General features: G+C 55.5%; 10 protein-coding genes, 1 pseudogene and 1 riboswitch. Of the genes and pseudogenes, 5 read left to right on the top strand and 6 right to left on the bottom strand.

What is annotated here, in order from left to right:
- Window positions 1–27: 27 nt before the first annotated feature.
- The gene (locus ACLW56_RS17095; RefSeq protein ID WP_330984936.1) at window positions 28–648 is read right to left on the bottom strand and encodes a TIGR04211 family SH3 domain-containing protein; all 621 of its coding nucleotides are present in this window, start codon (window positions 646–648) and stop codon (window positions 28–30) included.
- Between the two features lie 199 nt (window positions 649–847).
- Here ACLW56_RS17095 and ACLW56_RS17090 point away from each other — a divergent pair.
- From ACLW56_RS17090 to hldE, 3 genes and pseudogenes are all read left to right on the top strand, one after another.
- Window positions 848–1,750: pseudogene (locus tag ACLW56_RS17090) on the top strand (inorganic triphosphatase); the annotation flags it as partial.
- Window positions 1,751–1,781: 31 nt separating this feature from the next.
- Window positions 1,782–4,622: a bifunctional [glutamate--ammonia ligase]-adenylyl-L-tyrosine phosphorylase/[glutamate--ammonia-ligase] adenylyltransferase gene (glnE, locus tag ACLW56_RS17085; RefSeq protein ID WP_330984935.1), complete on the top strand. Its 2,841-nt coding sequence runs from the start codon at window positions 1,782–1,784 to the stop codon at window positions 4,620–4,622.
- Between the two features lie 47 nt (window positions 4,623–4,669).
- Window positions 4,670–6,103: a bifunctional D-glycero-beta-D-manno-heptose-7-phosphate kinase/D-glycero-beta-D-manno-heptose 1-phosphate adenylyltransferase HldE gene (gene hldE / locus ACLW56_RS17080; protein WP_330984934.1), complete on the top strand. Its 1,434-nt coding sequence runs from the start codon at window positions 4,670–4,672 to the stop codon at window positions 6,101–6,103.
- A gap of 88 nt (window positions 6,104–6,191) precedes the next feature.
- Here hldE and ubiK read toward each other — a convergent pair whose 3' ends face one another.
- Window positions 6,192–6,470: a ubiquinone biosynthesis accessory factor UbiK gene (ubiK, locus tag ACLW56_RS17075; protein ID WP_330984933.1), complete on the bottom strand. Its 279-nt coding sequence runs from the start codon at window positions 6,468–6,470 to the stop codon at window positions 6,192–6,194.
- Window positions 6,471–6,603: 133 nt separating this feature from the next.
- Window positions 6,604–6,753, top strand: a riboswitch (FMN riboswitch).
- Between the two features lie 102 nt (window positions 6,754–6,855).
- On the opposite strand from ubiK, the gene ribB reads away from it, so the two are divergent.
- Window positions 6,856–7,509 carry a 3,4-dihydroxy-2-butanone-4-phosphate synthase gene (gene ribB / locus ACLW56_RS17070; RefSeq protein WP_330984932.1) on the top strand — a complete coding sequence of 218 codons (654 nt, stop codon included), beginning with the start codon at window positions 6,856–6,858 and terminating at the stop codon, window positions 7,507–7,509.
- 106 nt (window positions 7,510–7,615) lie between these two features.
- Here ribB and zupT read toward each other — a convergent pair whose 3' ends face one another.
- Window positions 7,616–8,389, bottom strand: coding sequence for a zinc transporter ZupT (gene zupT / locus ACLW56_RS17065; RefSeq protein ID WP_330984931.1), 774 nt, complete (start codon window positions 8,387–8,389; stop codon window positions 7,616–7,618).
- 195 nt (window positions 8,390–8,584) lie between these two features.
- Here zupT and ygiD point away from each other — a divergent pair, with 195 nt between their 5' ends.
- Window positions 8,585–9,373 (top strand): 4,5-DOPA dioxygenase extradiol, encoded by a 789-nt coding sequence (gene ygiD / locus ACLW56_RS17060; protein ID WP_330984930.1) that lies wholly within the window; start codon window positions 8,585–8,587, stop codon window positions 9,371–9,373.
- Window positions 9,374–9,466: 93 nt separating this feature from the next.
- On the opposite strand, the gene ACLW56_RS17055 is transcribed toward ygiD, so the two are convergent.
- From ACLW56_RS17055 to tolC, 3 genes are all read right to left on the bottom strand, one after another.
- Window positions 9,467–10,627, bottom strand: coding sequence for a glutathionylspermidine synthase family protein (locus tag ACLW56_RS17055; protein ID WP_330984929.1), 1,161 nt, complete (start codon window positions 10,625–10,627; stop codon window positions 9,467–9,469).
- A 5-nt stretch (window positions 10,628–10,632) separates the two neighbouring features.
- A complete protein-coding gene (locus ACLW56_RS17050; RefSeq protein WP_330984928.1) occupies window positions 10,633–11,298 on the bottom strand; it encodes a DUF1190 family protein in 666 nt (221 codons plus the stop codon).
- Between the two features lie 171 nt (window positions 11,299–11,469).
- On the bottom strand, window positions 11,470–12,957 hold the full coding sequence (gene tolC / locus ACLW56_RS17045; protein ID WP_330984927.1) for an outer membrane channel protein TolC: 1,488 nt from the start codon (window positions 12,955–12,957) through the stop codon (window positions 11,470–11,472).
- Between the last annotated feature and the right edge of the window lie 76 nt (window positions 12,958–13,033).

Raw genomic sequence — 13,033 nt, 5'->3', positions numbered from 1 at the left:
GTGTAGAGGCGTTTGCGAATCAGACGGTCAGTTCATCCAGCGATCTTTGCGCTTGCGGCTTGGCACCAGCAGCGGCAGAACCAGGCCGAGGATCAGGCCCACACCCAGCACGCCGCCACCGTACATGAACCACTGCATGATGATGGTGCGCTGTTTGTCATCGAGCTGCAGATTGGCGGCATTCACCTTTTTCTGCGCCACGATGAGTTCGTTTTTCAGCTTTTGATTCTCTTCTTTCAGCCCGTTAATGACGCTGTCGCTACCCGCGACTTTCTTCTGCATGTCTGCAGTGCGCTCATTCCAGGTGGCATCAATATTGTTCAGCTTGTCGGTGAGCGTTTTCACCTGGCTTTCCAGGTCTGGAACGCGAGTTTTAAAGCTCGGTTCGCTCTTCAGCTCTTTGAGTGGGATCCAGGCGGTACGGCCGTTGCTGTCACGCACCTGTCCATATTGAGTACTGTCATTGGTTTGCAGGAGGGTGACCGCTTCTCCTGCGGTGACGGTGCCGGCCAGACGATAGTCATCGCCTGGTCCGCTGCGGACCCAGGTGTTCAGTTCATCTGAAACGTAACGGGTTTCTTCCGCGTGAACGGCAGCAGTTGCGCTAAGCGCTAATAAAGTTAATCCAATCAGGCGTAATTTAGGCATCAGGTCATTCGTTATTGTCATAAAGTGAAATGATAGTAATGGCATCAGTCTGACGATGCCAGGCATTCTGCCGCAATCAGAATCCTCCAGGAGGAGATTGCATGGCAAAGTACCGCGAAATACACTCTACTGACAAAAAAGATGCGCGTAAGTTCGGCGTAACGTTCAATCAAGGCTTCGCAACCATAAGAAATCAGTCATGGATCAGGAAATCGAATTGAAGTTCATCGTTGAGCCGCAGGGGGTCGATACCTTGCGCCAGCAGCTCAACAGCCTCTCTGCGGAACACGTTCCGGCCGCGCAATTACTCAATATTTACTATGAAACGCCAGACAACTGGCTGCGTAAACACGACATGGGCCTGCGCATCCGCGGCCACAACGGTCGCTATGAAATGACGATGAAAATCGCGGGGCGTGTGGTGGGCGGTTTGCATCAGCGTCCTGAATACAATATCGATCTGGATAAGCCTGAACTGGCGCTGGAAAAGCTGCCTGCGGAAGTGTGGCCCGAGGGCAAATTACCCGGTTCGCTGGCCTCTCAGGTGAAGCCGTTATTCAGCACCGATTTTTACCGTGAAAAATGGCTGATTAACCACAATCAGAGCCGTGTCGAACTGGCGCTGGATTTGGGCGAGGTCGCGGCTGGTGGGCATCAGGAAGCTCTCTGCGAACTGGAGCTGGAACTGCTTCATGGCGAAGTTGAAGATATTCTGGAAATCGCCGAACAACTGCTTTCTGCCGGAGTTTTGCGTCAGGGAAGTCTCAGTAAAGCGGCACGAGGATATCATCTGGCGCAGGGGAATGCCGAACGAGCACTGAAACCTGCGGAATTTACCGCTGAAGGCAACGCAGCACTGGAGGCGGCGCTCGCGCACTGGCAGTATCACGAAGAGCTTTGGTTACGGGGCAACCACGCGGCAAGAGCGGAAGTGCTGAAAGCGGTCGCGTTTATCCGCACGGCGCTGGCAAGCGACCATGAAATGGCCTCTGAGCAAATGGCACAAATCGCGGAGGCGATTGCCGTGGCTGATAACGCCCACAACGCCGTTTTCCAGCCGCAAATTGCCAGAGCCAAATTGATGCTGACGGCTTTTTTAGTCACCGGACGATAAGCAAGCAACGAGGGCAGTCATGACGCCGTTTTCTATGCAGTTACAGCTTCACTGGCAGACGGTCGTCGACAGACTGCCAGCAGAATTTCCTTCCTCAGAATTAAGCCCGCAGGCTCAGGCGGCGATGACGTTCAGCGATTTCATCGCCCAGAGTCTGACGACCCATCCGAACTGGATTAGCGAGCTGGAAAGTTCGCCGCCTCAGGCTGACGAATGGCAGCATTACGCCGCCTGGTTACAAGATGCACTTGCTGACGTGAGCGATGAAAACAGCCTGATGCGCGAACTGCGCCTCTTCCGCCGCCGGGTCATGGTTCGCATCGCCTGGGCGCAAGCGCTCTCCCTGGTCAGTACCGAAAGCAGTTTGCAGCAGCTCAGTCACTTAGCCGAAACGCTGATTGTTGCCGCGCGAGACTGGCTGTATGACGCCTGTTGCCGCGAATGGGGCACGCCCTGTAACGCCGAAGGAAAACCGCAGCCACTGCTGATTTTAGGCATGGGCAAACTGGGTGGCGGCGAGCTTAACTTCTCCTCGGATATCGACCTTATTTTTGCCTGGCCGGAGCACGGTTCCACGCAGGGCGGCCGTCGTGAGCTGGATAACGCCCAGTTCTTTACCCGCATGGGGCAGCGCCTGATTAAAGCGCTGGATCAAGCGACGATGGACGGCTTTGTGTATCGCGTTGATATGCGTCTGCGCCCGTTTGGCGACAGCGGCCCGCTGGTCCTGAGCTTTGCCGCGCTGGAAGATTATTACCAGGAGCAAGGGCGCGACTGGGAACGTTATGCGATGGTCAAAGCCCGAATCATGGGCGATAGCGAAGGGCTGTACGTGGAAGAATTGCGTTCCATGCTGCGTCCTTTCGTCTTCCGCCGTTACATCGATTTCAGCGTGATCCAGTCACTGCGTAACATGAAAGGGATGATTTCCCGCGAAGTGCGCCGTCGTGGTCTGAAAGACAACATCAAGCTGGGCGCGGGCGGTATTCGCGAAATTGAGTTTATTGTTCAGGTCTTCCAGCTGATTCGCGGCGGGCGTGAGCCTGCACTGCAAGGCCGTTCTCTGCTGCCAACGCTTGAAGCCATCGATAATCTGCATCTTCTTCCTGAAGGGGAAGCGGCGCAGCTGCGCGAGGCGTATCTTTTCCTGCGCCGCCTGGAAAACCTGCTGCAAAGCATCAACGACGAACAGACTCAGACGCTGCCGGAAGATGACCTGAATCGGGCGCGTCTGGCGTGGGGAATGGGCTTTGCTGACTGGGATGCGCTTTCCGCCGAGCTTAGCGACCATATGGCGCAGGTCAGGCAGATTTTTAACGAGCTGATTGGCGATGACGAAGAAACGTCTGCCGATGAACAACTCTCCGAGCACTGGCGTGAACTCTGGCAGGATGCGTTGCAGGAAGACGACACTACGCCGGTGCTGGCGCATCTGAGTGACAACGATCGCCATCAGGTGCTGGCGCAAATTGCCGATTTCCGCAAAGAGCTTGATAAGCGCACCATCGGCCCGCGTGGGCGTCAGGTGCTGGATTCTCTGATGCCGCATTTGCTGAGCGAAGTGTGCAGCCGTGAAGATGCACCTGTGCCGCTCGGTCGAATCATGCCTTTGCTGACGGGCATCGTCACCCGCACGACCTACCTCGAACTGCTGAGCGAATTCCCGGGGGCGCTCAAACACCTGATTCGTCTGTGCGCGGCCTCGCCGATGATTGCCAGCCAGCTGGCGCGCTATCCTCTGCTGCTGGATGAACTGCTCGATCCGAACACGCTTTATCAGCCTACGGCGACCGACGCCTACCGCGACGAGTTGCGCCAGTATCTGCTGCGCGTGCCGGAAGAGGACGAAGAGCAGCAACTGGAAGCCTTACGCCAGTTTAAACAGGCACAGTTACTGCGTGTGGCCGCAGCAGACATTGCGGGAACGCTACCGGTGATGAAAGTGAGCGATCACTTAACCTGGCTTGCAGAAGCGATGATCGATGCGGTTGTGCAGCAGGCGTGGACACAAATGGTCGCTCGCTATGGGCAGCCGAAACATCTGGCTGAACGTCAGGGGCGCGGGTTTGCGGTGGTTGGATATGGCAAGTTAGGCGGCTGGGAGCTGGGTTACAGCTCTGATCTCGACCTCGTGTTCCTGCATGATTGCCCGGTGGAAGTGATGACCGATGGCGAGCGTGAAATCGATGGACGTCAGTTCTATCTGCGTCTGGCGCAGCGCATCATGCATCTGTTCAGCACCCGAACGTCCTCGGGCATTCTGTACGAAGTGGACGCTCGCTTACGGCCTTCTGGCGCGGCGGGCATGTTGGTGACCACCACTGAGGCTTTTGCCGATTATCAGCGCACCGAAGCATGGACCTGGGAGCATCAGGCGCTGGTTCGTGCCCGCGTGGTTTACGGTGACCCACAGTTGCAGATGCAGTTTGATGCCATTCGTCGCGACATCCTGACCACGCCGCGAGAAGGTGAAAAGCTGCAAACAGAAGTGCGTGAAATGCGCGAAAAAATGCGAGCACATCTGGGCGGAAAGCACCGTGATCGCTTCGATATTAAAGCAGATGAGGGCGGGATCACCGATATTGAGTTCATTACACAATATCTGGTATTGCGCTATGCCCATGACAAACCGAAGCTGACGCGCTGGTCGGACAATGTGCGTATCCTCGAACTGCTGGCGCAAAACGACATTATAGAAGAGGAAGAAGCACTGGCGTTGAGCCGCGCTTACACCACGCTTCGCGATGCCTTGCACCATTTAGCCTTGCAGGAAGAAGCCGGACACGTCGCGCCGGAAGCGTTCAGTACGGAACGCGAACTGGTCACCACCAGTTGGCGGAAGTGGCTGGTTATGCCATGAATTATGCTATTATCGCGCGCAATTGATGAATCTTTCAGGAGTCTGGAATGAAAGTAACGCTGCCAGAATTTGAACGTGCTGGTGTGATGGTTGTCGGTGATGTGATGCTGGATCGCTACTGGTATGGCCCGACAAGCCGCATCTCCCCGGAAGCTCCGGTTCCCGTGGTCAAAGTTGATACCATTGAAGAACGCCCTGGCGGCGCGGCTAACGTGGCCATGAACATTGCTTCGCTGGGCGCCTCTTCTCGCCTGGTCGGCCTGACCGGCATTGATGACGCGGCGCGTGCCTTGAGCAAAGCGCTGGCGGATGTGAATGTGAAGTGCGATTTCGTCTCTGTGCCCACGCATCCGACCATCACCAAGCTGCGCGTGTTGTCGCGCAACCAGCAACTGATTCGTCTGGACTTTGAAGAAGGCTTCGCGGGCGTTGATCCGCAGCCCATGCACGAACGCATCCAGCAGGCGCTGGGGCATATCGGCGCGCTGGTGCTGTCCGATTACGCCAAAGGCGCGCTGGAAAGCGTGCAGAGTATGATCCAGCTGGCGAGAAAAGGCGGCGTGCCAGTGCTTATCGATCCGAAAGGAACCGATTTCGAACGCTATCGCGGTGCCACGCTGCTGACGCCAAATCTTTCTGAATTTGAAGCGGTGGCGGGGAAATGTAAGACCGAAGCCGAAATCGTGGAACGCGGCATGAAAGTGATCGCTGACTACGAGCTCTCCGCGCTGCTGGTGACGCGTTCTGAACAGGGCATGACTCTGCTGCAACCGGGCAAAGCTCCGCTGCATATGCCCACTCAGGCACAGGAAGTTTACGACGTGACCGGTGCCGGTGACACGGTGATTGGCGTGCTGGCGGCAACGCTGGCGGCAGGTAATTCTCTGGAAGAAGCGTGCTTCTTTGCGAACGCTGCGGCGGGTGTCGTGGTGGGCAAACTGGGGACTTCTACCGTTTCACCCATCGAACTGGAAAACGCCGTGCGCGGTCGTGCGGACACCGGTTTTGGCGTGATGAGCGAAGAAGAACTGAAGCAGGCCGTCCTGGCGGCGCGTAAGCGTGGTGAGAAAGTGGTGATGACCAACGGCGTGTTCGACATTCTGCACGCGGGCCATGTGTCCTATCTTTCGAACGCCCGCAAGCTTGGCGATCGCCTGATCGTGGCGGTGAACAGCGATGCGTCCACTAAGCGTCTGAAAGGCGAAACCCGTCCGGTGAACCCACTTGAACAGCGCATGATTGTGCTGGGTGCGCTGGAATCCGTTGACTGGGTGGTCTCTTTCGAAGAAGACACGCCGCAGCGCCTGATTGCCGGTATCCTGCCAGATTTGCTGGTGAAGGGTGGCGATTACAAGCCGGATGAAATCGCAGGTAGCGAGGAAGTCTGGGCTAACGGTGGCGAAGTGATGGTGCTCAATTTTGAAGACGGCTGTTCAACCACCAACATCATCAAGCGCATCCAGAAAGACAGCGGGAAATAAAATCCCATGCCCGGTGGCGCTACGCTTACCGGGCCTACACGCAGGCCGGGTCAGGCATCGCCGCCACCCGGCATTACACCACGTGCTCTCAGGCTTTATCATCCACTGGCGGAATAGCAGGAATAGCCGAGCGGTTTTCCAGTTCGCTCATGCGCTGTTCCAGCAGTGCCAGCTTCTCGCGAGTGCGCAGCAGCACTTGCGTTTGCACGTCAAACTCTTCACGGCTCACCAAATCCAGACGGGTCAGCTGAGATTGCAGAACCTGACGGATTTTCTTCTCAACGTCATCACCAAAGTCACGCAGGCCTTGCGGCATGGACTCATGAACCTGGCGGGCAATCTGTTCAATTTTTTTCGGATCAATCATTACGGTTTCCCTGAGTCTGGTCGGTTTTGCAGAGTATTGTAGTGCCTTATGGCGGGGCTATAAACCAGAAATGTTTGAAGCTTATGCAAACCCGACCATTGCCGCCAATAATCATTAGCGTTATAGTTATCTCGCTTATTCTCAGGGCGGGGCGAAATTCCCCACCGGCGGTAAATCAACTCAGGTTGAAAGCCCGCGAGCGCTTCAGATTTCGGTCTGAAGGACAGCAGATCCGGTGAAATTCCGGGGCCGACGGTTAAAGTCCGGATGGGAGAGAGTAACGATCTACGGGCTCGACCCGCTCACGTTATTTTTTTGCCGCTTAGCCGGTGCTCCTAAGACTGCCCTGATTCTGGTAACCATAATGTTAATGAGGTCTTTTACCATGAATCAGACGCTACTTTCCTCTTTTGGTACTGCTTTTGAACGTGTGGAACACGCGTTAGCTGCGCTGCGCGAAGGCCGCGGCGTGATGGTGCTTGATGACGAAAACCGCGAGAACGAAGGCGACATGATTTTTGCCGCCGAAACCATGACCGTTGAGCAAATGGCGCTGACCATTCGCCACGGCAGTGGCATTGTGTGCCTGTGCATCAATGAAGAACGTCGCAAGCAGCTCGAGTTGCCGATGATGGTCGAAAACAACACCAGCGCGTTCGGGACCGGTTTTACCGTGACTATCGAAGCCGCGCACGGTGTGACCACCGGCGTTTCAGCAGCAGACCGCGTAACCACCGTTCGTGCTGCCATCGCCGATGATGCGAAGCCATCTGATCTGCATCGCCCTGGCCACGTTTTCCCACTGCGTGCGCAGCCGGGTGGCGTGTTAACCCGTGGCGGCCACACTGAAGCGACCATCGACCTGGTTTCACTGGCTGGCTTCAAACCTGCTGGCGTTCTGTGTGAGCTGACTAATGATGATGGCACCATGGCGCGCGCGCCGGAGTGCATCAAGTTCGCAGCCGAGCACAACATGCCGGTTGTGACCATCGAAGATCTGGTGGAATACCGCCAAAAGCACGAACGTAAGGCCAGCTGATTCAGCCTGAGCCTGAAAAGAATAACGCCGGGATAATCCCGGCGTTATTCTATGTACTGTTTGCCTGGCGGCACTGAGTGAGTGTTTTTGTCGGCCGGCGTTTGTGTCAGGCAAAATCCATCGACTGCAACAGCACCAGACTTAAGCCCATCACTGACATACCGCACAGCACGCCGTAACTTGGGTTGTTATGCGGGTCGATTTCTTTGGCGAGCGGCATCAATTCATCAACCGACAGCGCCACCATAATCCCAGCGACCGCCGCCATGATAGCCGCCATCACCACTGGTGACACCAGTGACCCCAGAATCAGCCACGCCAGCACACCGCCCAGAATTTCAGCCATCCCGGAAATACCCGCCCAGAAGACCGCTTTACGTTTCGAGCCTGTCGCCGCATAGACTGGCCCAGCCACTGCAAGACCTTCAGGAATATTGTGCAAGGCGACGGCAAGCGCAATCCCAAAGCCCAGTTCCAGATTACTGCTGGCAGTGACGTAGGTCGCTACGCCTTCCGGGAAGTTGTGCAGGCTGATACCCAGCGTCAGTAAAATGGCGGTACGACGCAGGTTGCGGGGCATGACAGCTTTATCACCCTGCATGAGATCTTGCGGATGTGCGTGCGGTAAAGCCCTGTCGAGCCCGAAATAACCCAGCAGGCCGATAACAAACATGCCGTAGCCGAGCACTGGCGACATGCCTTCCGTCCCGAGCGCGGCGGGCAGCATTTCCATCAGTGAGATCAGCAGCATAATCCCGGCGGCAAAGCCCAGAGAGAACGCCAGCACACGGTTGGAGGGCTTCTGCCCGATAACGCCCAGCACCGCGCCAATGAAGGTGGCCCCACCAGCCAGTAAGGTCAGGATCAAAGGAACTGACATGGAATCTCCTGTATGATAATGATTATCATTTATAGTAAAGTGAGCACGGCAAGAAAGCGAGTGCGCCGTGACGCTTTTACGTGTCCTTACATTCAAATTTCCTGATGATCTTCATCATGCTTATCTGAGTTCATCCCTGACAGAAAACGCGTAATGTAGACCTATCAAATCGACTGTTCCTGTAAGGATATCATCATGTCTTCTTCCCGTATGCCAGCACTGTTTTTAGGTCACGGTAGCCCGATGAACGTGCTGGAAGATAACGTGTACACTCGTGCCTGGCAGACGTTGGGAGAAACACTGCCGCGCCCTAAAGCGATTGTGGCGATTTCCGCGCACTGGTTTACTCGCGGGACAGGCGTGACGGCGATGGAAGCCCCGAAAACAATTCACGACTTCGGTGGTTTCCCGCAGGCGCTTTACGATACGCATTACCCGGCCCCAGGATCTCCTGAACTGGCACAGCGCCTGGTTGAACTGCTCGCGCCAGTGCCGGTTGCGCTGGACAAAGAGGCGTGGGGCTTTGACCACGGTTCGTGGGGGGTGCTGATCAAGATGTACCCGAATGCCGATATCCCGATGGTACAGCTCAGCATCGACAGCACCAAGCCCGCTGTCTGGCATCTCGAAATGGGGCGCAAGCTGGCGGCACTGCGTGATGAAGGCATTATGCTGGTGGCAAGCGGTAACGTGGTTCATAACCTGCGAACAGCGCGCTGGCATGGTGAAAACACACCTTATCCGTGGGCGACATCGTTCAATGAATTTGTGAAAGACAACCTGACGTGGCAAGGCCCGGCGGAAGAACATCCGTTAGTGAATTACCTTGATCACGAAGGCGGCGCGTTGTCTAACCCAACGGCCGATCACTATCTTCCGTTGTTGTATGCATTAGGCGCGTGGGATGGAGAAGAGCCAATTACGCTGCCGACTGATGGCATCGAAATGGGCAGTTTGAGTATGTTGTCGGTTCTGGTGGGTTAATCGCTAAATTGCCCGGTGGCGCTGCGCTTACCGGGCCTACAAAATCAAGCCGTAGGCCCGGCAAACAACGTGCCGCCGGGCAGTCCTGAAATATCACTCCACAAAAATATGCGGATAGAAGCGTGACAGATCCTGAGTGATCAACGCACGGTCTTCTCGAATGCCGATCCCGGCGGGTTGATCGTTGATAAGCCAGCTGCCGATCAGCGTATAGCTGTCGCCAAACTTTGGCAGTTCGCAGAACTGCTGGACGATCATCCCTTCTTCGCCGTAGGGCCCTTCTACTGCTTCCAGCACTTTACCGTTCTCAACAATGGAGACGTTAGCGCCTTCACGGGAGAAGATCGGCTTCATTACGTACTTTTCCATTTCTGGATAGCTGTCTTCAGCAAAATAGGCCGGCAGCAGATTCGGGTGATCCGGGAACATTTCCCACAGCATCGGTAACAGCGCTTTGTTGGAAATGATGCTCTTCCAGGCCGGTTCCAGCCAACGTACGCCAGCGTCTTCCAGCTTGGTGGAGAACATTTCGCGCAGCATGTATTCCCACGGATAGAGCTTGAACAGGTTACTGATAACCTGATCCTGCACATCGGTGAACTGGCCTTTTTCGCCAAGCCCGATGTCTTCCATATAGAGGAACTCGCTGGCGACGCCCGCTTCATTGGCGCAGTCCTGCAGATATTGCACGGTACCGCGATCTTCCACGGTGTCCCGACAGCAGGCAAAGTGCAGCAGGTTAAAACCGTGCTGTTCGCGCAGTTCGGCGAAACGCTCGATCAGTTTTTCCTGCAGGCTATTGAACTGGTCGCTGTTGGCCGGAAGCTGGCCCGTATTCTGCTGATCTTCCAGCCAGATCCACTGGAAGAAGGCCGCTTCATACAGTGACGTTGGCGTATCGGCGTTATTTTCCAGTAACTTAGGTTCACCTTTCCCGTCCCACGCCAGGTCGAGGCGTGAGTAGAGTGAAGGCTGACGGCTAGCCCATGACTGACGTACAAAGCCCCATGTGTGCTTTGGAATGCGGAATTTGGCCATCAGCTCATCGCTGGCGACCACACGCTCCACCACTTTGAGGCACATCTGATGCAGCTCCGCTGTGACTTCTTCGAGCTTATCGACCTGAGCGAGCGTGAGCTGGTAGTAGGCATCTTCACACCAGTACGGTTCGCCGTACATGGTGTGGAAGTTGAAGCCATACTCTGTGGCTTTTTCGCGCCAGTCAGGGCGCTCAACAATGCTGACTCTTTCCATGGTTGTTAGCCGCCCATGGAGCGAGAAGAGGTACCAGAAGCGCTACGCTGCAGGGTGGATTGCTTAGCAACTGACTCACCAAAACCACCACGGGTGACAGTGCTGGTGGTAGCAGGTTTAGGGGCCATCGCGGTTTTCGGCACGTTCATGGTACGGCCTGGCTGGGCTGCGCCATACCCTTTACCGCTGGCATCGGTGTACTGGCCGTAAGCCGGGCTTGCCGGGTTTTTCGAGCTGAACAGCGGCTGTTGCTGCATTCCGCCGCTCATCATACGGCCCATCATGTAGCCCGCCATCAGTGGCATCCAGAAGCTGCCGCCACCGCTTTGCGCTTGTGCCTGGTTTTCAGGGGCCATGCCTGCCTGAGCCGGTGCCTGCTGGCACTGGCCTTCACCGAATTCTGCGACGCAGTCTTCACGGCTGGCATATTTTGGCGCGGTGCGCTCGGCTTCTTTCAGCGCGTTATTGTAGGAGGCAGTACATTCAGCACTTTTGCCTGGGTTTGCGCTGGAGCAGTCGTCGGCGTTTTGATACATCGACACCGTTTCATCCGTTTTTTCACAGCCCGAGAGCATAAAAACGGCGGTAACAGCCAGCGCAACTGGCGTCAAATGGCGTGCGCCCCAGTTCTTGCGGAACGAAGCGTGATTAATGGATTTTGTCCGTTTCATTGTTTTTCATCCTGGACCCAGTGGTAGTGCCCAGAATAGTGGATGAGTGGTTGAAATTGAAGCGATGTGAGTCAGGAGGAGGGGATCTTTACGTTGACTTACGTTTACAGCATCAACGCCAACGGAGCAGGAAGTGATATCCGGCGGACAGCGCCGCCGGATAAGCCCGAATCAATTTTTGAACGGGTTGGAGCCTTTGCTGCTGGTGCTGGAAGTTGTACGTGCAGACGCAGGCTGTGCCGCTGGGGCCATACTCGCGTCATTGCCGTTGTAGCCATCAGCACTTGCGTCCTGTTGCGCGTTTTCCGGCGCGACAGTTTCTGGTGAGGTCGGCACTTCTTTTCCGAGCGCACCGTTGAGCGCCATCAGATCGTTCTCGTTCAGCGTGCCCAGCGCTGATTTGATGTTCAGCTGGTTGATCAGATAGCTATAGCGAGCGTTAGAAAGACTCTGTTTTGCTTCATACAGTGTAGAGGTCGCATTCAGCACATCAACGATAGTACGGGTACCGACCTGGTAACCGGCTTCAGACGCATCCAAAGAGCTCTGCGCAGAGACAACGGCTTGTTTATAAGCGTTGATGCTGCTGATGGAGGCGTTGATGTTATTAAAGGAAGAACGCACGGTCTGAACGACGCTGCGGTGCGCACTTTCCAGCTGCTCGCTGGCGCCAACAAAGTTGTACTGAGCTTGTTTCACCTGAGAGGTGACGGAGCCACCGCTGTACAGCGGCAGGCTGAAGTTCAGGCCAATCTGATTCTGTCCGATGTTACGGTCGGTATACTGACTGCTGGTCGCGTTGCTGCCGTCGTACTTGGTGTCGGTGACACCGGTAGAAGCTGTCAGGCCGACGGTTGGCATGTGGCCCGTTTCCGCATAGCGAATCTGCTCACGCGCCAGATCCTGGCTCAGACGTGCCTGCAACAATGCGAGGTTGCGATTTTCTGCTTCTTTCAGCAGCGCATTGACCGTTTGTGGTTTGTCTGTTTCAAAGGTACCGACATTCAGCGAAGCCAGTTGCGGGTAGAAGTTGCCGGTAATCTGACGCAGTTGCTCAACCGCGTTATCGAGGTTGTTACGGGCAGTGACTTCATTCGCCAGCACGGTGTCGTACTGTGAACGGGCGTTCTGTACGTCAGTGATAGCCACCAGGCCGACGTTAAAGCGCTGAGTGGTTTGATCCAACTGACGGTAAACAGCCTGTTTCTGCGCTTCGGTGAAGGACAGCGAGTCAATGGCGTTCAGCACGTTGAAGTACGCGGTGGCGGTATTCAGGATCAGCGTCTGCTGATCGGTCTGATAGCTGACGTCCTGGATGCCTGCGGTTTTTTCCTGCAGCGTCAGGGCACGCCATTTCGACATATCGAAAATGGTCTGCGTTAAGGTCAGTGCGGCGCTGGTTGCGTTGGAATTGATACCGTTGCTATCTTTATAACCGTTTGTGTAGGTGTAATCTGCACCTAAGCCGAGCTGTGGCAGTAAAGGACTGCGTGCTTCGTTAATTTTCTCGAATGCAGCATCACGATCGGCGGCGGATTTACGCAGGTCCGGGTTACTCAAACGTGCCTGCTGATAAACCTGTAACAGGTTTTCCGCCTGGCTCATAGCACTGAACCCTGCAAGGCTCAAGCCGATAAGGATGGGGAGCAATTTCTTCATTTGCATTCCTTGTTGTGAAGCATTTAGCGCTGATCTAATTCAAAAAGATTCGTCGATTGTACCAGAGTCCGACCGC

It is taken from the genome of Pantoea sp. sgz302252 (genome assembly GCF_047713085.1).
GTDB lineage: Bacteria > Pseudomonadota > Gammaproteobacteria > Enterobacterales > Enterobacteriaceae > Scandinavium.
This window is presented reverse-complemented; position numbering and strand designations above follow the sequence as displayed.